The organism is Rhodococcus sp. NPDC055024, assembly GCF_053608585.1.
Genome location: NZ_JBSGVT010000006.1, coordinates 1 through 20,831, shown reverse-complemented (window position 1 = coordinate 20,831; position 20,831 = coordinate 1). Strand labels below are relative to the sequence as shown.

26 protein-coding genes and 1 riboswitch are annotated in these 20,831 nt (G+C 61.2%); of the genes, 9 read left to right on the top strand and 17 right to left on the bottom strand.

Features of this window, described 5'->3' with window-relative positions; all coding sequences use genetic code 11:
- Window positions 1-10: 10 nt before the first annotated feature.
- The 6 genes from ACWF6P_RS14595 to ACWF6P_RS14570 form a co-directional block, all read right to left on the bottom strand.
- The gene (locus ACWF6P_RS14595) at window positions 11-1,222 is read right to left on the bottom strand and encodes a serine hydrolase domain-containing protein (RefSeq protein WP_452621456.1); all 1,212 of its coding nucleotides are present in this window, start codon (window positions 1,220-1,222) and stop codon (window positions 11-13) included.
- Window positions 1,223-1,276: 54 nt separating this feature from the next.
- Window positions 1,277-2,602: an MFS transporter gene (locus ACWF6P_RS14590; protein WP_452621455.1), complete on the bottom strand. Its 1,326-nt coding sequence runs from the start codon at window positions 2,600-2,602 to the stop codon at window positions 1,277-1,279.
- Window positions 2,603-2,734: 132 nt separating this feature from the next.
- Window positions 2,735-3,067 carry a DUF202 domain-containing protein gene (locus ACWF6P_RS14585; protein ID WP_452621454.1) on the bottom strand — a complete coding sequence of 111 codons (333 nt, stop codon included), beginning with the start codon at window positions 3,065-3,067 and terminating at the stop codon, window positions 2,735-2,737.
- A complete protein-coding gene (locus ACWF6P_RS14580; RefSeq protein WP_452621453.1) occupies window positions 3,064-3,393 on the bottom strand; it encodes a YidH family protein in 330 nt (109 codons plus the stop codon). Before ACWF6P_RS14580 ends, ACWF6P_RS14585 begins: the two co-directional genes overlap by 4 nt.
- A gap of 100 nt (window positions 3,394-3,493) precedes the next feature.
- The gene (locus ACWF6P_RS14575; RefSeq protein WP_452621452.1) at window positions 3,494-4,678 is read right to left on the bottom strand and encodes an acyl-CoA dehydrogenase family protein; all 1,185 of its coding nucleotides are present in this window, start codon (window positions 4,676-4,678) and stop codon (window positions 3,494-3,496) included.
- 12 nt (window positions 4,679-4,690) lie between these two features.
- Window positions 4,691-6,247 (bottom strand): acyl-CoA synthetase, encoded by a 1,557-nt coding sequence (locus ACWF6P_RS14570; RefSeq protein WP_452621451.1) that lies wholly within the window; start codon window positions 6,245-6,247, stop codon window positions 4,691-4,693.
- Between the two features lie 114 nt (window positions 6,248-6,361).
- On the opposite strand from ACWF6P_RS14570, the gene ACWF6P_RS14565 reads away from it, so the two are divergent.
- Entirely contained in the window at window positions 6,362-6,970 is a 609-nt protein-coding gene (locus ACWF6P_RS14565) for a TetR/AcrR family transcriptional regulator (protein WP_452621450.1), read from the top strand.
- Here ACWF6P_RS14565 and ACWF6P_RS14560 read toward each other — a convergent pair.
- From ACWF6P_RS14560 to ACWF6P_RS14530, 7 genes are all read right to left on the bottom strand, one after another.
- Window positions 6,967-8,127 (bottom strand): CaiB/BaiF CoA transferase family protein, encoded by a 1,161-nt coding sequence (locus ACWF6P_RS14560; RefSeq protein ID WP_452621449.1) that lies wholly within the window; start codon window positions 8,125-8,127, stop codon window positions 6,967-6,969. The genes ACWF6P_RS14565 and ACWF6P_RS14560 overlap by 4 nt on opposite strands.
- A gap of 138 nt (window positions 8,128-8,265) precedes the next feature.
- Window positions 8,266-9,126 (bottom strand): hypothetical protein, encoded by an 861-nt coding sequence (locus ACWF6P_RS14555; RefSeq protein ID WP_452621448.1) that lies wholly within the window; start codon window positions 9,124-9,126, stop codon window positions 8,266-8,268.
- A 25-nt stretch (window positions 9,127-9,151) separates the two neighbouring features.
- Window positions 9,152-9,925 carry an ABC transporter ATP-binding protein gene (locus tag ACWF6P_RS14550; protein WP_452621447.1) on the bottom strand — a complete coding sequence of 258 codons (774 nt, stop codon included), beginning with the start codon at window positions 9,923-9,925 and terminating at the stop codon, window positions 9,152-9,154.
- Window positions 9,922-10,962, bottom strand: coding sequence for a FecCD family ABC transporter permease (locus ACWF6P_RS14545; RefSeq protein ID WP_452621446.1), 1,041 nt, complete (start codon window positions 10,960-10,962; stop codon window positions 9,922-9,924). Before ACWF6P_RS14545 ends, ACWF6P_RS14550 begins: the two co-directional genes overlap by 4 nt.
- A complete protein-coding gene (locus ACWF6P_RS14540) occupies window positions 10,959-11,711 on the bottom strand; it encodes a class I SAM-dependent methyltransferase (RefSeq protein WP_452621445.1) in 753 nt (250 codons plus the stop codon). The genes ACWF6P_RS14545 and ACWF6P_RS14540 overlap by 4 nt, the downstream gene beginning before the upstream one ends.
- A complete protein-coding gene (locus tag ACWF6P_RS14535) occupies window positions 11,712-12,725 on the bottom strand; it encodes an ABC transporter substrate-binding protein (protein WP_452621444.1) in 1,014 nt (337 codons plus the stop codon). It lies immediately after the preceding gene.
- Window positions 12,726-12,783: 58 nt separating this feature from the next.
- Window positions 12,784-12,964, bottom strand: a riboswitch (cobalamin riboswitch).
- 41 nt (window positions 12,965-13,005) lie between these two features.
- Window positions 13,006-13,863: a siderophore-interacting protein gene (locus ACWF6P_RS14530; protein ID WP_452621443.1), complete on the bottom strand. Its 858-nt coding sequence runs from the start codon at window positions 13,861-13,863 to the stop codon at window positions 13,006-13,008.
- A 156-nt stretch (window positions 13,864-14,019) separates the two neighbouring features.
- Between ACWF6P_RS14530 and ACWF6P_RS14525 the strand changes: the two genes are divergently transcribed.
- Window positions 14,020-14,178 carry a hypothetical protein gene (locus ACWF6P_RS14525; RefSeq protein ID WP_230815084.1) on the top strand — a complete coding sequence of 53 codons (159 nt, stop codon included), beginning with the start codon at window positions 14,020-14,022 and terminating at the stop codon, window positions 14,176-14,178.
- Window positions 14,179-14,345: 167 nt separating this feature from the next.
- A complete protein-coding gene (locus ACWF6P_RS14520; protein ID WP_378547347.1) occupies window positions 14,346-15,137 on the top strand; it encodes an SDR family NAD(P)-dependent oxidoreductase in 792 nt (263 codons plus the stop codon).
- Window positions 15,138-15,189: 52 nt separating this feature from the next.
- On the opposite strand, the gene ACWF6P_RS14515 is transcribed toward ACWF6P_RS14520, so the two are convergent.
- A complete protein-coding gene (locus ACWF6P_RS14515; protein ID WP_452621442.1) occupies window positions 15,190-16,545 on the bottom strand; it encodes a DUF1254 domain-containing protein in 1,356 nt (451 codons plus the stop codon).
- Between the two features lie 104 nt (window positions 16,546-16,649).
- On the opposite strand from ACWF6P_RS14515, the gene ACWF6P_RS14510 reads away from it, so the two are divergent.
- From ACWF6P_RS14510 to ACWF6P_RS14495, 4 genes are all read left to right on the top strand, one after another.
- Window positions 16,650-17,051, top strand: a complete 402-nt coding sequence (locus ACWF6P_RS14510) for a nuclear transport factor 2 family protein (protein WP_452621441.1) — start codon at window positions 16,650-16,652, stop codon at window positions 17,049-17,051.
- A gap of 164 nt (window positions 17,052-17,215) precedes the next feature.
- Window positions 17,216-17,371 (top strand): DUF6131 family protein, encoded by a 156-nt coding sequence (locus ACWF6P_RS14505; RefSeq protein WP_003945564.1) that lies wholly within the window; start codon window positions 17,216-17,218, stop codon window positions 17,369-17,371.
- Between the two features lie 136 nt (window positions 17,372-17,507).
- The gene (locus ACWF6P_RS14500) at window positions 17,508-17,984 is read left to right on the top strand and encodes a hypothetical protein (RefSeq protein WP_378448717.1); all 477 of its coding nucleotides are present in this window, start codon (window positions 17,508-17,510) and stop codon (window positions 17,982-17,984) included.
- A gap of 64 nt (window positions 17,985-18,048) precedes the next feature.
- Window positions 18,049-19,206, top strand: a complete 1,158-nt coding sequence (locus ACWF6P_RS14495) for an AI-2E family transporter (RefSeq protein WP_452621440.1) — start codon at window positions 18,049-18,051, stop codon at window positions 19,204-19,206.
- Between the two features lie 7 nt (window positions 19,207-19,213).
- Here ACWF6P_RS14495 and ACWF6P_RS14490 read toward each other — a convergent pair whose 3' ends face one another.
- Window positions 19,214-19,429 (bottom strand): hypothetical protein, encoded by a 216-nt coding sequence (locus ACWF6P_RS14490; RefSeq protein WP_283306092.1) that lies wholly within the window; start codon window positions 19,427-19,429, stop codon window positions 19,214-19,216.
- A gap of 187 nt (window positions 19,430-19,616) precedes the next feature.
- Between ACWF6P_RS14490 and ACWF6P_RS14485 the strand changes: the two genes are divergently transcribed.
- Entirely contained in the window at window positions 19,617-19,886 is a 270-nt protein-coding gene (locus ACWF6P_RS14485; RefSeq protein WP_378547337.1) for a DUF4235 domain-containing protein, read from the top strand.
- 22 nt (window positions 19,887-19,908) lie between these two features.
- On the opposite strand, the gene ACWF6P_RS14480 is transcribed toward ACWF6P_RS14485, so the two are convergent.
- Entirely contained in the window at window positions 19,909-20,316 is a 408-nt protein-coding gene (locus ACWF6P_RS14480) for a RidA family protein (protein WP_452621439.1), read from the bottom strand.
- 111 nt (window positions 20,317-20,427) lie between these two features.
- Here ACWF6P_RS14480 and ACWF6P_RS14475 point away from each other — a divergent pair, with 111 nt between their 5' ends.
- Window positions 20,428-20,643, top strand: a complete 216-nt coding sequence (locus tag ACWF6P_RS14475; protein ID WP_317551308.1) for a BldC family transcriptional regulator — start codon at window positions 20,428-20,430, stop codon at window positions 20,641-20,643.
- 72 nt (window positions 20,644-20,715) lie between these two features.
- On the opposite strand, the gene ACWF6P_RS14470 is transcribed toward ACWF6P_RS14475, so the two are convergent.
- Window positions 20,716-20,831: hypothetical protein (locus ACWF6P_RS14470; RefSeq protein ID WP_452621622.1), on the bottom strand; the 116-nt coding region annotated here is incomplete at its 5' end.

Below are 20,831 nucleotides of genomic sequence, written 5' to 3'. Positions count from 1 at the left end.
CAAGAGAAACTCAGCCGGCGGTGGCCACTCCGCGAGCGTTCGATACCAAATGAGTGCCGATCTGAAGGAACGCAGGTACGAAGTCCGGAGTGCCGATCGCGGGGGAAAGAATGTGGGCTCCGAAATGCGCGACTACGAATTCCAGGTCGCGCGAGATCAAGAGTCTCTGACCATGGATTCCGCTTGCCATGAACGATCCGAACGGATCATTGAGAATCCACCAGTAGTCGTGGTAGCTCATGGTGGCGGGCGAGTCGACAGCGGCACGCGGGCTTCTGACCTCCGAGGGATAGCCTGCGGGCACACCGGCGGTCATAGATTGCGCAATACTCGGCGGGATCACCTGACGGTCCCCGACGGCGCCGTCACAGCGGATCATCTCGCCCACTCGGGCCACGTCTCGAAGGGTCGCACTGAATCCGCCTGCCGCCATCTCCGTTCCGGCGGAGTCCACGATGTAGAACGCATCCTCTTCGGCCCCGATCCGTGACCAGACCAGTTCACTGAGTAGTTCGGCGAGTGAAGTTCCGGTCACGCGGCGCAGTATTTCTCCGACAGTCTCGACATTGCCGTTCTCGTAGCGGAATTCGACGCCAGTCGGGCCCGCTGTGCGTGCTGTGGCGAGGTGCTCGAGAATGGTCTCCGGGCCGCGGTAATTCGCGGGGCGCAGCTTCGGGGCGACTACGGCCCAGAAACGGCTGGCTTCGATGGTGCGATAGAACGGCCGACCGCCGTACGCTACATCAGTGCCCATGTGTAGAAGGTCCTGAATCCGATTGTCTCCGAACGCAGTTCCGGCCAACTCGGGGATGAACTTCGATGCCCGATCCTGGCGGTCGAACAATCCTTGTGCTTCGACCAGTGCAGCCATCAAACCGACGTAGGATTTCGCCATCGATGCATTGAGGTGCGGTTCGTGCGGTTTGCAACCGTGCAAGTAGCTTTCGTACACGATGCGTCCTCGATGCAGCACGGCGATACCGTCGGTGTGCGCACCCGCGAGGAACTCGGACACTGTCTGCTTCGGCTGATCCGGAAGGTTCAACGTGACACCGGATAGATCCGTTTCGTCGGTCGGGAGGGTCCATTTCGGTCCGTCGCCGCGCCACACACGGCGGGTCGCAACCATCTCTCGTATGGTTGTGGCTTGTTGGCGCACGTCGGCCGGGTCGGTGAATCCGCGCGCCCAGGGAATGTCATCCGTTGCGATGTTTCGTGTCATCTGAGGTCTTCTTCCGTCTTGATTGCCGAGTTCGCAGTTGATGATGTGAATTGCCTAGTGCCGAAGCGCATTCTGTTCATGTAGGGCGTTGGCGGATGGCTTGGCGAGTAGGGCTGCGCTGTCGCGGGCGTACGGGCGATACAGTGCGCCTGACGCGACCCCGTTGACGGTGGTCAGCACTACGGTGACGATGAAGAGTGCGCCTTGCAATCCGATTCTGTCGCCGAGGGTTCCGACCAAGACAGCATATCCGGCGTATGCCAGCGCTTCGACTGTCGAGACGGAAACCGCAAAGGCCAGGGCTCGCAGTTCCGGACGGACTACAGCCATGATGATCGGCCGATTGACCACTGGAACCTGACCTTGAAGTACGCCGACGATCCCGAACAAGACCGCGTAGACGCCGATGCTGTTCCAGGAAATCTGCGTAGCGATCAGTGCCGCGGCCGCGAATCCGAGTTGGCTGGCCTGCAGCATGATGATGCGGCCGCTTCGGGGTCGTTTGACGTGTACGGCGTCGTTGACTCGTCCGCCGACGAACGTGCCGAGCAGGTACCCGATTGCGAAGGGCGGTGCGATGATCGAAGCAGTTGCGGTCGTGAATCCGTGCTCCTCGACGAGAAATACGATGCTGAAGCTCATGATGACGTTCTGACCGGAGAATACGCGTTGTACGAGTATGTATCGGAATGTCTTGACAGCGAGTAGCTCTCGTATCCCTTCACGCCAGAATCTTGCTTTGGCACCGAGATCGTCGGCGGTCGTCTGTGCATGTGCGTCGGCGGATTCAGGATCGTCGAGGAAAAGCACGATCAGCACACCGATGGCGATGCAGATTGCACCGGTGATTATGTATCCGTAGCGCCATCCATCGTCGAAGCGCGACAAAAGCCCGAATATCGGGGCGGTCGCGCCGGTGATGACGGCGACGCCGCCATATACCAATCCCGTTGCGCGGCCCCTCCGGGCGTCCTCGTACAGATCTCCGAGGATGGACAATGCAATCGAGCCGGCGCCGGCGAAACCTGCGGCGCCGATCGCATAGAGGACGAGAAACTGAGTGAAGCTGCCGGACAATCCGGCCAGGATTACCCAGACACCCCAGAACCCTGAACAGATGGCAAGTACCGACTTACGAGAATATCGTCGGGCCAAGAACGCCCAGGGGATTGCCGTGAAGACCCCGACGGCCTTGGCCACTGCAACGATCGTGCCGAGCGCCGCCGATGACAATCCCATGGCCTCGCGCATGAGAGGGAAGAGCACGGACGTCACGCTGCTTTCGGCGTTGTCCATTGCCGTCGAACCGGTCAGCAGTGCGAGATTCTTTCCCCGGCGACCGCGTTGAAACTGGGTAGGTGACGCAACTTCTGTGGTCATGGGTTCCCTCTCGAAATACGCCGATGATTTCGTGGCGCGGTGTAGCTGCGCGCGGCGGTCGACTGTGCACTGAGTCACAGCGAGCATTAGTGGAGAGAATATACATAAATAAACACTCTGTCTATCTATGGTTCAAAGTTGGACAACAAGGCTGGAGCCGAGTCCGGCAGTCGCGATGCCGGCCGCCAGGGTTGCCATGATGGCGAGTGGCATTTCTCGAGAATCCCTGGGGTTCAGAATGAATCGACGATGTCGCACCCGTGTGCCCACTGTGATGCCGACTGCCGTGGTGAGCAGTGTGACGAACACTGCGACGGATAGGACTGACGGGTGCAGGACGATTTCGCGGCCCGAAATCACTGACACCGACAAGGCGGAAAGTGCGGTGCGTCGCCAGGCGAGCACCGTTCGCTCTGGTTGCAATCCGGGCGGCTCGTTCGCCGCCACAACCTCGTTATCCGTCAAAACACCGTCATCCCTATACACAGGCCGGCGACCAGGCACACCCCGCCGACGACAAGCGTGACCATCGGTGACTTGGGGAGGGGTTGATCACGCCGCATTGCGGTTTGGACTGCTTTCCAATGTCTGAGCGCGCCGAGCGCTATCGCTGACGCCACGACGGTGCACACGATTCCGAGAAGTTTGTTCAGGCTGTTGTCATTCTCAGACCCGTAGAATTGGCCGACTGCGACGCCGCCGGCCAACAACCCCAACGCCGTTCGAATCCACGCCAGAAAAGTTCGCTCGTTGGCAAGGCTGAATCTGTAGTCCGGTTCGTTCTCGATCACAGGGATTGCCTCTGAAGCGTCGAGTGCCCGTCCGGCCGCCACATCGAGCGCGAGACGACCGGGCGGGCACGGAGTGGATACGCATTTGGATCAATGATGTTCAGGTGGTGAGTAATTGGCGCGCGATGCCATTCTTCTGAATCTCGGATGACCCGGTGAGGATTCGGAACATCCGCAACCTCTGGAACAGTGATTCGATCTCCGAACCACGGATGACCCCGGCCTTTCCGTGAATCTGAACTGCGTGGTCGGCGATGGTGAAGGCCTTCTCGGCAACGAACAGTTTGCACATGAATGCTTCGATTCGAGGACTTCGACCGGCGTCGAGCGCGTCGAGTGCGTCGTAGGTCATCGAGCGCGCGGCGTAGTAGTCCGTCGCCATGTCGGCGAGTTTGTGTTGAACGGACTGCAGCATCGCAAGAGGAGCGCCCTGCACCTGGCGAGTCTTGCTGTACTCCACCGACAGTTCCAGCGCTCGGCGGGCTCCGCCGAGGACGGTGGGGCAATGCAACAACCGGTTGACCGTGACTCGGCCGAGTCCGATTCGCAAGCCTTCGCCCACATTTCCGAGAAGCTGTTCCGGCCCCACGTAGCAGTCGTCGAGGATGATGTCCGCTTCGATGTGCTGACCGGACATCGGGACGTCACCGTCCGCCACTGTGCAGCCGGGAGAATCCAGGTCGACCAGAAAGGCAGAGTACGAATCCGGGCCGTCGCCGTCGGATGCCATCTTTGCGATCAGGACCGAAAAGTCGGCGAAGGGACCCGCGGACGAGAAGACCTTGTGGCCGTTCAGGCGCCATCCGGCACCGTCCGGGGTTGCTGTGGTGAGCATGCCGCGAACGTCTGAACCTGCATCGTTCTCGGTGAGGGAGAAGCAGCACGCCTTCTCGCCGCGCAGTACCGGAATCAAGTACTTTTCCAACTGGTATTCGGTGGCGTACTGAAAGATCGACCCCGCGCGGAGTGGACCGCCCATGTCTCCGAGTACGGACGTCGCGAGGACCCGCGGCGATGCGCCGACCTCTTCTTTGAGCGCGGCGAGTTCCGTAAAGGTGAGGTTCTGGCCGCCGAGTTCAGTTGGGAGGTGGATCCCGTAGAAGCCGAGTTCGCGGCTGCGTCTCCACACTGGCTCGAGCGTCTCACGGATGTAGTGGGATTCTTGAGTGAGACCCAATTCGGCTTCGTACTCGGCGAGTTCGCCGTCGAGATAGTCGCGTAGACGCTCGACGAGCGATTGAAGCCTTGGGTTGTCTTCGTAGGTAGGGGTGAGAGCGAATGACATGTCTTTTTCCTGTCAGTTGACGTGACGGTCAGCGGTGGTCCAATAGGTTGCGCGAATCGCGCGGCGATCGATCTTGCCGTTTCGGTTGACGGGCAACGAATCTGCAAAGTCGACCGAACGTGGCTTCTTCATGCTTGCCAGACGTGTCGAGCAGTGCGCGATCAATTCCATTGCGTTGGTGTCAGTGCCATCGCGGGTCACGACAACGGCTTTGACCGCTTCTCCCCATTTCGGGTCGGGAACTCCGACTACGCATACTTCGGACACAGCGGGATGTTCGTACAGGGCTGCCTCTACCTCGCTGCAGTAGATGTTGAATCCACCCGAGATGATCATGTCCTTCTTGCGGTCGACAATGAACAGGTATCCGTCTTCGCGGAAATAGCCGACATCGCCCGTGTGGACCCAGCCGTTCTTGAACGTCTGAGCCGACAGCTCGGGTTCGCGGAAGTATTCGCGGACACAGTCCGGACCCCTGGCGACGATCTCGCCGATCGTGCCGGCCGGGACCTGTATGCCGTTGTCGTCGACCACGCGAACATCGGTGTCGTATGCCGGTCGGCCGCACGAGAGAAGTAGTTCAGGGTCGGATTCGATACCGCGCACCACGTCTTCAGCGGTCAAGACGGTTACGACGCTGGTCGTTTCGCCGAGCCCGTATCCCTGAATGACGATGGGACCGAACACCTTTACCGCGTCACGCAGCCGTTGTGGAGAAACAGGCGCGGCGCCTACGCCGATGCAGCGCAGAGAGCTCAGGTCGACGTCGGTAACCGACGGATGATCCATCAGCAAGTTGAGCATCGTCGGGACCACCATGGTGGTGGTGATCCGCTCACGTTCGATGGTCTGCAGGAACGTCCTCGTGTCCCATGCCGGCAGGATCACCACGGCGGCGCCCCTGGCGAACATTCCGAGCATCACCATGCCGGAGGCATGTGTGATCGGGCCGGGGGCGAGGTAGCGATCACCAACAGTCGGCGCGCCCTCCGGGCTCATCAGTCGCTTGCGCATGTTCGCCAAGCGGTTGCCTTGACTCTGGACCGCAGCTTTGAGCTTGCCGGTGGATCCGGATGTGTAGTTGAGGACAGCCGGGGCGTCAATGTCGACGTCCACCTCGACGTTGTCTTCGCTGCCCCTTGCAGTCAGCTCGTGATAACTGTCCGCGCCGGGAGTTGAAGTGCTGTAGTCGATGACCCTGCAGTGCAGCCCGGCGTCGGCGACGACCTTCAGTGCAATGTCGGCATGGGCGGGGTCGACGAAGAGAACACGCACGTCGGCGTCGGCGAGGATATGCGCGAGTTCGTCGGCGCCCAGTCGTGCGTTGATCGGAACCCTGACGAACCCTCCCTTGTACAAGGCCATTTCGGTCACCACGAGCTCCCCGCAGTTTCCGGCAAAGGTTCCGACCATGTGTCCGGGCCGTACCCCGGTCACTGCGAGAGCGGACGCGAGACGGTTTGCGGCCGTATCGAGCTCGCTGTAAGTCCACCGGCCTTCGCCGCAGACAAGGGCTTCGAGATCGGGGTAGAAGCTGGCGCTTCGGGCGAGATAAGTACCGAGGTTCATGAACACTCCAGAGAAAATTGACATCACGAATGTTAATGGACAGTCTGTCTATATTCGATCGTCCTGTCAATGTTGAACTATGCTGCGTATAACAGTGCGAAGGAAGGGAAGCCAGTGCCTCCAGAAGACAGACGCGTCCGGCGTACCCGACGATTGCTGCGGGATGCCTTGGTCTCGCTCGTTCTGGAACGGGGATATGCGGGGATTACCGTCGAAGACATCACGGACCGCGCAGATTTGGGTCGGGCGACGTTCTACAGCCACTACACCGACAAAGACGACCTGCTCGGTCAAGTCGTGTCCGATCTGGCCGATGACTTACAAGGGCGACTCGGTCCACTCATTCCTGCGTCTTCGATCGGATTCACCGGCAAGCCCGTGCTCGAGATGTTTAGGCATGCCGCCGAGGAACGTGACGTCTACCGTGTGATTCTGCGTGGTGAGGGGGACGGCAAGGCGCTGCGAAAGTTCGTCGAAGACCGCAGCGTCGCCGCCGTGCGGATATTTTCCGCACGGGCGGAGGCGCTCGGAGTTACTCCGCGAATCGACATCGAAGTACTCTCGCGGGCATGGGTCGGTGAACAGATCGCGGTCATGCAGTGGTGGCTCGAGTCCGACCCGCCACCGCTGACCCCGGAAGAAGTCACCGAGATGCTGCTCGAACTTTCGTTGCGGGGTCGCTACTGGTCTTCGGGCTTCGATGGCGAATTGAAAGCGGACTAGTCGCTGTCACGGTTCGCTTCCGTGGCGGCTTCGTTGAGGACAGACTCGGTATGCTCGCCCACGTACGGAGTCGGAAGTCGAAAACTGTTCAGTCCCAAGCTGAATTGCGCCGGGAATCTCATCTGAGGCCAGCTTCCTCCATCGTCGTTCGAGACCTCGCAGAACAGGTTTCGAGCGACGACATGGGGATCGCTCATCAGTTGTCCGGCGTTGGTGAACACCGGCGCCCACGGGGCATTGATCGCAGTCAACGATGTTTCCCACCACTCATATGTTCGCGCACCAATGGTGGTGACCAGGAGTTTCCGTACCGCTTCCTTGTGCTGTGTTCGAGGCCGTCGATCGTCGTAGCACTGTGTGTTCAGTGCCGGAAACTCAGCGCTGAATGCTGTGCGGAACTCGATCCAGAACTTGTCTTCGAAAGTGGCAAGCGAAAGCAAACAACCGTCGGAAGTCTCGAAAATGTCATTGTCTCCCTGGACAGTTGGTGAATCGGCGGGGTTCTCGATATCTCGGATCATGAGCGCGAAAGGCGCGCACCAGGCGGTTGCAGCCTCGGCGAGGGAAATGTCTATGTGTTGTCCGCGTCCGTGCTTGTCCACGCTGGCGAGAGCAACCGAGATGGACAGCGCCGCGTACATCGAACCCACCAGATCGCCGGCCCGGATGCCAGGGCGGGTGACGACTCCGTCGGTGCACCCGGGAACTGCGAAAAAGCCGGAAAGGCCGAGGAAGTTCAATTCGTGCCCGGGCTTGTCGGCATAAGGTCCGGACTGCCCGTAACCGGTGATCGAACATAATACGATGCGTGGGTTGGCTTTTCGTAGTACGTCATAGCCGAGTCCCATGTGTGCCAGTACCTGCGGTCGGAACCCCTCGACCACTGCATCTGCAGTCTCGACCAGTCGAAGGAACGTCTCGCGATCGGGTTCGAGACGGAGATCGAGCGCAATCGACCGTTTGTTCCTGTTCAACGAGGCCATCCGTTCACCAGCAATACGGGTGGGATCAGGGCGGCTCGGGTCCTCGACCTTGACCACGTCGGCGCCCAGATCTGCAAGCAGCGTCGTCGCAAACGGGCCGGGCAGAAGTCGAGAGAGGTCGAGAACGCGCTTGCCGTGTAAGAAACTCCATTCCGGCGCGTTGTCACTGTCCATGTTCACACTCCGAAGACTGTCGAGGCAGTAGCCGATAGCGCCAAACCCTCATCGGCATGGCGTTGTCCGTAGCTGCTGGATTGCAGGATGATCAACCTGATCGATAAATGGCAGACTATCGATTAATGAACAAGATGTCTATGAAGTGATTGCGGCGAGGTTTTGTTCTGCTTCGTCGACGCGACGCTCTGCGCCACGGAGTTCCTTCTCGGATTCTCGAACCGCAGCATCACGGGTCTTCTCGGCGTTCCGTGCGAACTGTCGTTGCTGCTCAGCGTGCTCGAGTTCGGCGCGCAGTTCTTCAACACGACGTTCGACGTCGGAAATCGTCGTTCTGGCTTCCTCGAGTTCGGCGGTCTCTGCCTTCACCCGGCGGCGGATCTCGTCGGCTTGTGCCGTGGCTTCCTTCAATTCTGCTTTTGCCCTGGCACGTTCGGCCTTCAGGTCCGGAGTTCTCGACGTCGGAGTCTGCGGCTCTTCAACCGCGGCGTGCTGCGGTGATTTCTCCTTCACCACGGCGAGCCCGGAGGGTCCGAAACCGCTGTAACTCGCAGCGGTCACGACCCGTCCGAGTCGAACCTGTGCGGCAGTCTCCTCGTCGGCCAGGGCGGCATTGAGGGTCTGCGCGACATCACGCAACAAATCCTCGCCGACGCTTTTTCCACGGGAAGCGGCAATCTCACCGGATTTGTGGGCGAGACTCCGCACCACTTGCTGCCTCTGTGTCGTCAGTCGGCGCAGGTCCGGGCCGGACAGATGGCGCTGGGCATCGCGTAGCGATTCGCCAAGCGCCAGAAGTGCATCCAGATCTTTCGGTAGATCGCGCGAAATGAGATTGACCAACCAGCCCACGGTGGTCGGCTTCCGAAGTTTTCCGATCTCCGCCGCCAATGTGCGGTCGTTGTCCTCACGGGCAGCCTTCACATGATGTGTACGCGCCTCGACGAACTCGCCGGGGTCGAGGCCGTACAGCTCGTCGGCGACATCATCGAGGGTCACGTATCCATATTCGCACTCGGAACGGTTACATGTGGCAAGGCGGAAGGTATCGCACGGTCGGTACGCCTCCGGGACCATCCAGGCGCACTTCGGCGTCGACCTGATAGACCTCGGCGATCAGGTCGGCGGTGAGGACCTCGGTCGGGCTTCCGTGGGCAACGATGGATCCCCGGTTCAGCATCACTATCGAATCGCAGAACATGGCGGCCAGATTCAGATCGTGCAATGCCATGATCGTGGTGGTGGGCAGGCGTCGCACGAGCGCGAGCAATTCGAGTTGGTGGTTGATGTCCAGGTGATTGGTCGGTTCGTCGAGTAGCAACTCGTGGGGTTCCTGGGCGAGGGCGCGTGCGATCTGGACGCGCTGTCGCTCCCCGCCTGACAGGGTGTGCCACGACCGGTCCAGCATGCCGGCGAGGTCGGTGTGTTCGATCGCTGCGCGGACGGCGTCACGATCGGAATCGGACTGCCCGCCCCACAGACCGCGGTGCGGTGTGCGTCCGAGTTCGACGACCTCGGCAACAGTCAGATCGATCTCGGTGTTGCTGTGCTGGTCGACGGTGGCGATTCGGCGCGCGACGTCGCGCCGTTTCCAGTCGGACAACGGAGTTCGGTCCAGGGTCACCATTCCGGACGTCGGACGATTCTGCCCGGCAAGAAGTTTCAGCAGCGTCGACTTTCCCGAACCGTTGGGGCCGAGGAGCCCCACTGTACTTCCGGTGGTGGGGGAGACGGCGATGTCGTCGACTATGAGCGCCCCGCCGACCCGCCAGCTGATACCGGTAGCTTCGAGCGTCATGGCCTGGCCTTCCGTCTCCAGAGGATGACGGCAAACGCAGGCACACCGACCAGCGCGGTCACCACACCGGCCGGGAGTTCCTGCGGCGCAATGGCTGTGCGTGCCACGGCGTCGACCCAGACCAGGAAGATGGAGCCGATCAGTGCCGATGCGGGCAGGAGTCGGCGGTGGTTCGAACCGACGAGAGCGCGCGCCGCGTGCGGGAGGACGAGGCCAACAAAGCCGATGGCGCCTGCGACGCTCACGATCACTGCGGTCATCAAAGCTGTTGCCAGTAGCAAGGTCAGCCGTACCCGCCACACGTTCACTCCCAGCGACGACGCGGCGTCCTCACCGAAGGCAAACGCGTCGAGTGCACGGGAGTGAGTCAGACAGACCACTAGGCCGATTGCCACCACCGCTGCGCAGAGCGCGACATCGAGCCAGTCGGCGCCGCCGAGTGAGCCCAGGAGCCAGAACATCACACCGCGGGTCTGCTCTGGATCAGCCGAGGTGATGACGATGAACGAGGTGAGCGCAGAGAACAGTTGGGTCGCGGCGACACCGGCCAGGATCACCCGATCCGGTGTGCCGCCGGCCGCATGGGCGAGCAGCAGCACCAGTGCGAAGGAGATCACCGCGCCGATGAAGGCGCCGCTCGACAGTCCGACCACCCCTGACCCCACTCCGAGGATCACGATCAGAACGGCGCCGGTCGAGGCGCCGGACGAGATACCGAGGACAAAGGGATCGGCCAGTGGATTGCGAAGCAGAGACTGCATGATCGCTCCGCACAACCCGAGGCCGGCACCGCAGAGCGCGGCGAGCAGAGTACGCGGCAGACGGAGATCCCACACGATTCCGTCGCGAATAGGGGTGACGTCCGCCGCGGTACCGCCGAGATGGCCCACGACGATCGAGGCCACCTCGCCGACCGACAGACCGGCCGGCCCCAACGTGATCGCCACGGCGGCCGACCCGGCCAGCGTGACAACACCGATCACCCACAGCAGGGTGACGGCTTTCGGGTTGTCACGCAGCCGAACGCTTGTCGTCATCTCACGCCGTAGACCACGTAGTCGTCGAACAGTTGCCAGACCGTTCCCGACTCCCGAAAACCCGCCTGCGCGAGCGCCGCCAACTGGAAGTCGACGGCAGTGGGCGCGGTGGCGTCGCGTCCGGCGAATCTGCGCTCACGCTCCCCGGTCAGTGCCCCGATGCCGGGAGTGGCCCGCAGCCCGTCCCACCAGCTGCCCCACTCGGGAGCACCGGCCGCAAAAGCGGTGCGTTGCGTCTGCTCGTCGTGAGCTTTCGCCCATCGCCCTATGGCGGGGGAGCGGCCGTCGAAGCGAAAGTGATCACCGTTGAGCAGGACACCGTCAGGGCTCAGCAGTTCGCGACACTGCCGGTACACCTCGACGAGCTGCTGCGGTTGCAACCAGTGCAGTGCGGTCGTCGACACAATCGCCTGAACCGGCGCAGTGACCGTAGTCGGCCAATCGGCTCCCGCGAGGTCTGCGTCGATCAGCTGCAGTCGGTCACCGAAACGAGTCGACGACTGGCGGGCGAGCTCCAGCAGCATCGGGTCGTAATCGATCCCCACAACGCTCGCGTGCTCGAACCTCTCGAGAATCCGGGCGCTCAGTGAACCCGGCCCGCAGGCCAGGTCGACGACCGTGAACGGGGTGTGCGCGTGCTGCAATTCGAGAACGTCGAGAATCACGTCGAAGCGCTTCTCGCGATCCGCGATGTATGCCGCTTGCTGGTCGTCCCACTGACACACCAGTTCTCTGATCTCCGCGGACATCTAGACCACACCCAACTGGCGCAGCCCGTCGGAGAGCTGTTCGATGCCACCGACATTGCGGATCGAGGGATCCATCGTCGTGCCTTCGAGGATGATGTAACGCTTGTTCTTCACTGCGGTGAGCTTGCTGGCGACCGGGTCCGATTCGAGGAACGCGATCTTGTCTGCGGCACTGTCGCCGTCTCCACCGCGGTCGAGATCTGCGAGCACCAGCACGGTCGGGTCTCGATCGAGCACACTCTCCCAACCGATTTCGGGCCAGTACTGCTTGTTGTCGTCGAAGGCGTTCTTCGCACCCACCGCGTCGGTCATGATTCCCGGTGCACCGCAGCACCCGGCGAAGTACGGAGTCTTCGTGGCTGCGTACCACCACGCCAGCGTTACGTTTTCGGCTCCCAGTGCCGCCGTGGCGGTGGCCGCGCGATCCTTCAAACTCTCGGTGAGCTCGACACCTTTGTCCTTGACATCGAACAGTGTTGCCACGTCGTCGATTTCGTCGTACAAGTCGTCGAGCGTGAGGGCCTTGCTCTGCTCGGCATCCTGACCGGTGCACTCGCTGGGAGACTGATATGTCGCGACACCGAGGTCGGTGAACTTGGTCCGGTCGGCGATGCCTTCCGAGGTGAACGTGTAGTTGAAGGTCGTGTAGACCATGTCGGGTTCGCGTTCGAGGACACTCTCGAATGACGGGAACTCGGTGTCGAAGGCCTTCACCTGACCACGCGCCTCGCGCAGTTCGGGGAGGACGTCGTCATCGCTCATGGCGTAGCCGGCCATCCGGTCCTGCACTCCCAGCGCGAACAGCATTTCGGCCGCCGGTTGATTTACCGCGATCGCCCGTTCGATCGGTCGCTCCACCGTGACGTCTCGGCCACAATTCTGGACTGAGGCGCTGGATTGTTCGGCAGTGTTTGATTGTTCGACAGCACTGTCGTCGGAGGAACAGGCGACCAACGATGCGCCCAATAGGGCTGCAACGGCAGCGGCGGGTAGGCGAAGTCTGGACAGACGCATGGAATCTCGTTCTCGCAGGGGCTCGTACGCGGAGCCCGTTACCGTGTGAACAGGCGCCTGTTGACCCCTGCTGCCAGCCGGTATTCGGACTCGAGATCGCCCCACCCGAGCGCCTTCCCAGATTCTCATCCAGTGGCGTAAGCCCGGGCGGTCACCCTCACCGCTGCGCGTCAGTTCCGGATTCACACCGGATTCCCTGACCCCCTGTGTGGAGGTCTGCTGGCACAGAGGAACTTATCACCGCAGTGCACTGCCGGTCAGGTCGGCCAGTGTGAGGCAATCAGATCTCGATGGCCAGGTCGTCGATGTCGGTCAGGGATCCGCCGTCGGCGAGGATGCGCTCGTAGTTCTCGCGTCGACGGAGGTCGATCTCGGTGTTGCTGATGCCCTGCTTCCAGTACCCGAATATCGCAACGTCGTCCTTGTCGAGTCCGACGGTCGAGCGAAAGTGCTTCCGTATTGCGCGCATCTCACTGCGTTCACCGGCGCCCCATACGACGTAGCTCTCGGGATCGGTGAGCTCGCGCGCCCGCGTCGTCAGTGGGCCGTCGGGCTCGGCGAGATCGACCCTGACGCGGTGAAGTTCCAGGCCGGGGAGGGTGGGTAGTTCGGCGAAGGCGACCTCGTCATCTGTTGTGACCCAGCCGATTCCGGCGACGTCGGTAGGCAACTGCTCGATGATCGAGTGCAACGCAGGTATTGCGGTGCCGTCCAGAAAGAGTGCGATACGTCGACCGGGAACATCAGGGATCAAGAAGTGTGGCCGCGGACCGGTGAGGCCGAAGGTGTCGCCGACGGTCAACGCCGCCGCCCATCTCATCATCGGACTGGTCTGTCCGTGCAGGACCACGTCGATGACGATCGATCCGCTCGCTGAATCGTAGGAACGCACCGTGTGCACGCGCGAAGCGTCGTCGAAGGCCGGCCCGAGATTCATCCGTACGGTTACATTCGGGCGTGACCAGGTCGGATCGTCGGTCGACTCGCTCAAGCGAGCAGTGATCCGCAGCAGACGGTCGCTCGGTCGCTCCATTGCCTCGACGATCGCGAGAACGTCGTTGAGTCCGCGATTGTGGTCGGCGGTGCGTAGGACGGTCGTCGGGGAAGTTGTTGTACTCGTGGCGTCTGCATGTGTCATCGGTTGCGCTCCTGGATCGGATTGTCGAGGTGCCATCAGGTTAGTGCTGCCTAAGTAATTGAAGTTGTCCGAAAGCGACATCTGCTTACCTGAAATGACACGCTCCGCGAACAACGCGTTTGAGCGACCTGTGCTCGCGCTGCTACCGTGCTTGTGATGTCCATACGCCGCTCTTCTCTCGCTTCCGGCCGTGCACTGCGCACGGCCCGATTCGGCGTAGCAACATTCCGACGGGGGCGTAAGGCGATCGACCGCCGCCCCTCTGGTCTCGTCTGGATCGAAAGAGCCTTGGCCGCACCGGCCGGATCCGTCTGACATTCGCCACTTCGGCGGGCATTGCCTCGCTGAGATTTCGCAGTGCCACACCTGTTGCAGTGCTGCGCATTTCCCGTACCTGAAGTTTCTCGCGGGTGAGTTTGTGAGTGTCGGCGCCACCGCGCCTGGAATACCAGCCAACTCGTTTTCGTGAAAGGTACACAGCAATGAATCGTTTCGAAGGTCGTCGTATTCTCGTCACCGGCGCAGGATCTGGAATCGGGCAGGCCACCGCGCTGCGGTTGCTCGCCGAAGGTGGCCGAGTGGTCGCTGCCGACATCTCCGAGCAGGGTTTGGCGAACACCCGGAAATCGGCAGAACATGCTTCGACGGAGGATCGCCTCGACACCCTCGTCGTCGATATCGGTAACGAGAGTTCCGTCATCGAGGCTGTGGGTCAGGCGATTTCGACTCTCGGGGGATTGGACGTACTGGTCAACGCCGCCGGGATACTGCGTGGTGGGCACACCCACGAGACCTCGCTGGACCTGTGGAATCAGGTGCTCTCCGTGAACTTGACGGGCACTTTCCTCGTCACTCGTCAGGCACTGCCAGCTCTCCTCGTCACCGGCAACGCAGTCGTGGTGAATTTCAGTTCCACCTCCGCTGCCTTCGCGCACCCGTACATGGCCGCGTATGCCGCGAGTAAGGGAGGAATCCAGTCCTTCACTCACGCACTGGCTCTCGAATACGGCAAGCAGGGTCTGCGTGCCGTCGCGGTGGCTCCAGGCAGTGTGAAGAGCGGGATCACCGACACCACGGCGTCGTACTTGCCGGAAGACACCGACTGGTCGCTCTTCGGCAAGTTGTCACCGATTCTGAGCACTGATCTGGAGTCCAGTGGTGCCCCCATGGCCGGGCCGGAAAGTGTTGCGGGAGTTATCGCGATGCTGGCATCCGACGATGGTGCCTTCATCACGGGCACGGAGATCCGTGTCGACGGCGGCACACACGCCTGATTCTGAGTCCGTCTGACGGCCTACCCCCAGGCAGGCCGTCAGACGCGAGCCGTCATTCGCGCGAGCGAGTGATGGCGGGGACGACGTAGGACTGATCGAGCACGGCGGGCGAAGGTTCGTACATTCTCAGTACCGGTCGGAAATCCCCGCGCGGGGCGGGCAGCCAGTTCGCCTTCGCCGTGGGATCTTTCGGCTCCTCGTGGCTGATCGTGATCGTCAACGCACCGTCGGCGTCGTGGACGATTCCTGGAGTGCGGTCGCCGATCGAGTATCGGTCGACGGGGTTCGCCACGAGGAAGAAGTCCGGCACCGAGTACATCGTCAGCGACCAGAAGGCGCTCACCGGCGGAGTGGGGTCGAGTCTGATTGTGTAGGTACGCGTTCCGTTCAACTGCTCGCCCTGATCGTCGATGTAGGTCATGATGTACGCCGCTTCGTAAGGGTGGTTGCCCCACAGCCCGCCCTTGGCAGCCGCGGCGCGTTCGACGATGCGCAACCTGGGATCGGCGATCTTGAATTGTGGATCGTCGATTGTGCCGACCTCGAAGTAGTCGAGGTTGTAGTCGAAGGCGTGGAATGTGAGCTTCCATCCGTTGACTTCGGGGCTGGAGCCTTTCGTGAGGGCCTCGAGCAGGTTCTTCTCGCCGATCGTCAATCCGTCAGCCAACGCGGCCGCCTCGTCGGCAGAGAGCGAGTCGGCAGAGTGTGAGGTATAGGGAGAAGCACCGGGCTCGTTGATGCCGATCGGCGAGAACGATTCCTGGAGTTCTCGATCGCGCGGGGCCGGCGGAAAGGCCTGTGACCAGATGCGGAGTTTCTCGAGGAACAGGAGGTCCTGGCTTACCCCGGCGTCGGGGACTGGGAGACCGGCCGGGGTCCCGGTGGAGTCGGCGACGGTCAGGGTGGTGGCGTCCTGCAAGGCGTGCACCGCGGGGAGGTCGTCGTCGCCACCGCATGCCCACCGGCCCACGATGGACGCAATGTTCGTGGGAAATCTGATCACCGTGGTCTGGGCCGCCGGGGTTCCCGTCCAGGTGGGTGGGACGAGAAGGAAGTCTCCGCTCTTCGTACCGGTGGCACGGTGCCCGACGTAGGCGAAATTGTTTGTCCAGGCATCGACGAACTGGAGGACGTAGTAACGGCCATCGGTATCGGGGACGTGCAGAGCAACGGGGCCGACAGAGAGATCGATCTGCGCCATGGAATACACGGTGTCGTTGTTGATCGTGACAAAAGTGTCTGCCGGGCCGGCGAGTGCGCGGGCGTGGCTGAAGGTGTTGAAAGGTGCGGCGGGGTTCGCTCCGACACCGTCGTGAACGTACCGATGGACCTGGTCGAGATTGAAAACGAGGGGAAATCCGTAGATATACGCCTGAGCTGCAAGCTCGGTGCGGCTGGTGTCGGTCATCTCTGCCCTCTCGTCGTTCACGTCGGTTCGAAGTCCACCTTGCGGGAACCCTGTCGTCGGGGCATCACCCGCCAGGGGTGACGCCCCGAGGACAGGGAGAAGACATGTCGGATCAGGAGAGTGCGGCGTTGATCGCTGTCGCAGACGAGTGGAACGTCGCGATGTGCTCGAACGACGCCGAACGGATCGGCGACTTCATTGCAGACGACTGGGTGATCGTCTCGGAATCCGGGGTGTCGACCAAAGCGGAGTTTCTGGGCTTCGTGGCGTCGGGTGACCTGACGCATTCGGCGATGGACCGCGTCGGGAGCGCTCGCGTGCGTTTCTTCGGTGACTTAGCACTGTTCACCACGCGGATTACCAATACTGCGCACTACGACGGCAGGCAGTACGACGCCGACGAGTGGACCACCGACGTGTTCGCGCGACGAGACGGTCGTTGGCGCTGCGTATTGAGCCACATCACGCCGGCGGTCGAGGCGAAGATCGAGGACGTGGAACCGTGACGGAAAAGTAAAAGAAAGGCTGATGTTTTAACGGCGACACTATTGGGTAGTAATACGAGTTTCGTATTTGTGAATGTATTTATCGGATTTATCGATTGCGAAGTTTCTGTAGTAGCGTCAGTTGAGTAGATCATTTTGATACGCATACCGGATGAGGTTCTCACATGATTGTTCTCGGCATTATTCTGGCGTTGATCGGCTTTTTCACGGGGTTGAGCATTCTGACCACTGTCGGCATCATCTTGGTCGTCGTGGGTGCAGTTCTGTCTATCCTCGGTGCTACGGGGCGTGCAGTGGGCGGACGAAAAGTCTGGTATTGATCGATACTGCGCGAGTAGCTGAGAAAGCGGTACCCGATCTCTCCGGAGATCGAGTACCGCTTTTTCGTTCTCGATTTACGTGTCGGTGCATCCACCCCGAAACCTGACTCTGAATGGCGTCGGGTAAACATGAAGGATGCTTTCTCGAGATCAGGACGAAGAGAAATCTGCAGAGAGATTCAGATTCCCTCGCAGATGGAATCAAATTGACGAATCGCGCCGCGGTTTGGTGCTGGCGTGGGTGGCCTTCACGCTGACGTTCGGCGGAGCACGTCTGGTGACCTGGTTGATCCAGATCGATACCAGGGATGTCGGCGACATCAGCGCCGGTGGCACTCATCTGCATCACTACCTGTGGGGAATTCTCCTGCTGGCGGGAGTAGCGATCTTCGGACTCGTCGACCGAAGTCCTCGCGCAAGAACCTGGATGGGCATCGCGCTGGGCATTGCGCTCGGACTCATCGTCGACGAAGCCGCACTACTGATCACTCTCGACGACGTCTACTGGCAGAGCGACGGTTGGCCGAGCATCGCCATCGCCGTGTCGATCATCGGTGTTGTGGGAACCGGGCTCGCGCTGACACGAAGCGGAGCGGAGAAGCCTCGAGGTTGATCCGACTGCGGCACGGGTACTCACCCTCGAGCCGGGAAGTCGCGCGGATCGTGAGGTGGCTTGGATGGAACCCAGTTCCGCGGACACATCACCGGATTCCGAAAGCGGAGTTCAACCGATAGATCCGATGGCGGAAGCCGAACGTGAAGCCGCAGCATTGGCGACGCCCGTCCGGCCGCTGGGCGAACCCGGACCGAGATTCGATCGTCGTTCACCGTTCTTCATCGGACTGAGCGCCGCGGCCGGAGTTGCCGTGACGTACGCGGTGATCGAGGTGTTGCTTGCGGCGCGGGGCATGTTGATCCTGATCGTGGTCGCATTGTTTCTCGCGGTGGGCATCGAACCGGTGATCGTCTGGCTGGAGCGGAGAAATTTCCGACGCTGGATCGCGGTCACCGTGGTGCTCCTCGGAATTGCCGTGATGTTGGCTCTGTTCCTCGTTGCTGCGATCACTCCGCTGGTCGAGCAGGGACGCCAGTTCGCATCGCACGCTCCCGAACTCCTGACACACATTCGTGACCGGTATCCGATCGTGAGCGACCTCGACGAGAAGTATCACCTCGAGCAGCACCTCACCACACAACTGGATGGTTCGGGTTCTGCACTCGCGACGGGTTTGCTCGGTGCGGGGCGGGCGGTGTTCAGCGCAGTCGCCGACGCCGGAATCGTTGCTGTACTGACGACGTACTTCTTGATCGACTATCCACGAATCCGCACGAATCTGTATCGGCTGGTGCCACATTCGCGCCGGCCGCGAGCAATCGCCATCGGTGACCAGATACTGGCAGGTGTGGGCGGGTATGTCCTCGGCAATGTTCTGATCTCTGTGATCACCGCAGGATGCACCTTCGCCTGGTTGGTGATCTTCGACGTGCCGTATCCGTTGATCTTGGCGCTGCTGGTAGCTCTGCTCGATTTGATCCCGGTAGTCGGTTCCACGATCGCAGGGGTTATCGTCGCCCTGGTCTCCCTGACAGTCTCTGTCCCAACGGCATTGGCGACTGTTGCGTTCTTCGTCGCACTACGCCTGCTCGAGGACTACCTTCTCGTCCCGAAGATCATCGGGAAGACGGTGGCGGTCCCGGCACTGGTGACTGTCGTCGCGGTTCTGTTGGGCGGAGCGTTGCTCGGTATTGTCGGTGCGTTGCTGGCAATTCCGGTCGCTGCGGCCTTGCTGCTGCTCGCAAGGGAAACTCTCTTCCCTCGGCTCGACGCTTCTTGACTGGCTTCTATCGGACAGCTCGCGCGTGACGCCGCGAACCAGGATTCGGCTTGGGGCACATCCGCGTCGGGATCGTTTCCCCTTCGTCGGTGATACGGAATACCGACACTTTTTCGCTGCAACCGTGATTCAAATCGACCGCGTATGCGATCGCGGCGCGATCCGAGACGAAATCTTCCATCACCGTTGTACCGTCCGGTAGTTCGATTCTGTAGTTTTCCATGACTTACACAACCTTCTTTCGCTAAGACGATCTTACCCGGCTCGAGAAGTGGTAAACCCGTGGAACATAACGTGCGACAGTCGACTTCGCGTCTCGCCGCTGCGATGTTTCGACAACTCGCCTGCGGGGTAGTGAGAGTCGGTCAGCCGCTCAGGCGGTACGTGTCGAACGACGGAGGATCCGCGCAATGAGCGCAGTATCGAAAGCGATGTACAAGCCACTCTCGCTGGCCACGAGCGTCCTGGGCGGCATTTTGGCGGGTGCAGTTTTCCAACAGGTGTGGAAGCGCATCGGTGACGACAAGAATGCGCCCGAGCCCAAGGACTTGAGCAGGTCGAGTAGGGAAGTCCTGATCGCCGCTGCCCTGCAGGGCGCCATCTTCGCTGTTGTGCGCGCCGCCGTGGATCGTGCAGGGGCAAAGGGCTATCAGGCGCTTGCTCACGAAGATCCCCGGTAGGAACGCCCGGTTCGGTTCGAGTTCAGTCGACGACGGCCGCGATTGCCTCGATCTCGACCAGTTGATCGTCGTAACCGAGAACGGTCACACCCATCAGAGTGCTTGGGGCGTCGTGATCACCGAACGCGTCGCGGACCACCTCCCACGCCGCAACGAGATCGGCTTGACGGCTCGACGCCACCAGGACGCGGGTGTTGATCACATCGGTGATGGACGCGCCGGCGTCCGAGAGGGCGGTTCTGAGGTTGTCGACGGCCTTGGCTGCCTGTCCCGCGTAGTCGCCGACGGCGGCGGTGGAGCCGTCCTCGTTCAACGGGCAGGATCCTGCGAGAAAGATCAGTCGGGCCTCGGCGGGAGCCGTTGCAGCATAGGCATATTCAGCGACTGAAGAGAGTGATGTGGAACGGATCAGAGTTACCGACTTCGGCATAGTTTCCCCAAGGAATAGTAAAGGTTTGCAGCGAGTCTTTCACAGCGCACCTGGGGTAGCCAATTCGTCATCGGACCCGTCCATTCGGACTGCGGCTACGAATGTCTGTCAATGAGCCGAGAAGAAGAGCACACAGCACCTGTCGATGAGTGGCTGACGACCAAACAGGTTGCGGCACTGTTCCACGTCGACCGGACCACGGTATCCAGATGGGCGAGGGAGGGCAAAGTCGGAACTCTGAGAACGCTTGGCGGACATCGGAGATACCGACGGTCGGAGATCGAGAAGTTGTTGCGCAACCGCTTGACGACACTCGATCCGACGTAACCTCCGGCGTGAAGCAGACAGGTCGCCGAGCACGATGAGGGCTCGGCGACCTGTCTGGTCAGCAGAAACTGATTACACCTTGGGGACGCGGATGATGAGTGCGTCGCCTTGTCCGCCGCCGCCGCAGAGTGCGGCTGCGCCGATGCCGCCGCCGCGGCGTTGCAGTTCGAGGGCGAGGTGCAGGGCGA

Bases quoted from the DNA above. Each gene is read 5' to 3' on its own strand.
- ACWF6P_RS14545 (WP_452621446.1), bottom strand. From the start codon at position 10,962: ATGACGACAAGCGTTCGGCTGCGTGACAACCCGAAAGCCGTCACCCTG.
- ACWF6P_RS14495 (WP_452621440.1), top strand. From the start codon at position 18,049: ATGGAACCCAGTTCCGCGGACACATCACCGGATTCCGAAAGCGGAGTT.
- ACWF6P_RS14485 (WP_378547337.1), top strand. From the start codon at position 19,617: ATGAGCGCAGTATCGAAAGCGATGTACAAGCCACTCTCGCTGGCCACG.
- ACWF6P_RS14575 (WP_452621452.1), bottom strand. From the start codon at position 4,678: ATGTCATTCGCTCTCACCCCTACCTACGAAGACAACCCAAGGCTTCAA.
- ACWF6P_RS14595 (WP_452621456.1), bottom strand. From the start codon at position 1,222: ATGACACGAAACATCGCAACGGATGACATTCCCTGGGCGCGCGGATTC.
- ACWF6P_RS14535 (WP_452621444.1), bottom strand. From the start codon at position 12,725: ATGCGTCTGTCCAGACTTCGCCTACCCGCCGCTGCCGTTGCAGCCCTA.
- ACWF6P_RS14550 (WP_452621447.1), bottom strand. From the start codon at position 9,925: ATGACGCTCGAAGCTACCGGTATCAGCTGGCGGGTCGGCGGGGCGCTC.
- ACWF6P_RS14515 (WP_452621442.1), bottom strand. From the start codon at position 16,545: ATGACCGACACCAGCCGCACCGAGCTTGCAGCTCAGGCGTATATCTAC.
- ACWF6P_RS14480 (WP_452621439.1), bottom strand. From the start codon at position 20,316: ATGCCGAAGTCGGTAACTCTGATCCGTTCCACATCACTCTCTTCAGTC.
- ACWF6P_RS14500 (WP_378448717.1), top strand. From the start codon at position 17,508: ATGCTTTCTCGAGATCAGGACGAAGAGAAATCTGCAGAGAGATTCAGA.
- ACWF6P_RS14525 (WP_230815084.1), top strand. From the start codon at position 14,020: ATGTCCATACGCCGCTCTTCTCTCGCTTCCGGCCGTGCACTGCGCACG.
- ACWF6P_RS14590 (WP_452621455.1), bottom strand. From the start codon at position 2,602: ATGACCACAGAAGTTGCGTCACCTACCCAGTTTCAACGCGGTCGCCGG.
- ACWF6P_RS14475 (WP_317551308.1), top strand. From the start codon at position 20,428: ATGAGCCGAGAAGAAGAGCACACAGCACCTGTCGATGAGTGGCTGACG.
- ACWF6P_RS14530 (WP_452621443.1), bottom strand. From the start codon at position 13,863: ATGACACATGCAGACGCCACGAGTACAACAACTTCCCCGACGACCGTC.
- ACWF6P_RS14520 (WP_378547347.1), top strand. From the start codon at position 14,346: ATGAATCGTTTCGAAGGTCGTCGTATTCTCGTCACCGGCGCAGGATCT.
- ACWF6P_RS14560 (WP_452621449.1), bottom strand. From the start codon at position 8,127: ATGGACAGTGACAACGCGCCGGAATGGAGTTTCTTACACGGCAAGCGC.
- ACWF6P_RS14540 (WP_452621445.1), bottom strand. From the start codon at position 11,711: ATGTCCGCGGAGATCAGAGAACTGGTGTGTCAGTGGGACGACCAGCAA.
- ACWF6P_RS14510 (WP_452621441.1), top strand. From the start codon at position 16,650: ATGTCGGATCAGGAGAGTGCGGCGTTGATCGCTGTCGCAGACGAGTGG.
- ACWF6P_RS14490 (WP_283306092.1), bottom strand. From the start codon at position 19,429: ATGGAAAACTACAGAATCGAACTACCGGACGGTACAACGGTGATGGAA.
- ACWF6P_RS14570 (WP_452621451.1), bottom strand. From the start codon at position 6,247: ATGAACCTCGGTACTTATCTCGCCCGAAGCGCCAGCTTCTACCCCGAT.
- ACWF6P_RS14505 (WP_003945564.1), top strand. From the start codon at position 17,216: ATGATTGTTCTCGGCATTATTCTGGCGTTGATCGGCTTTTTCACGGGG.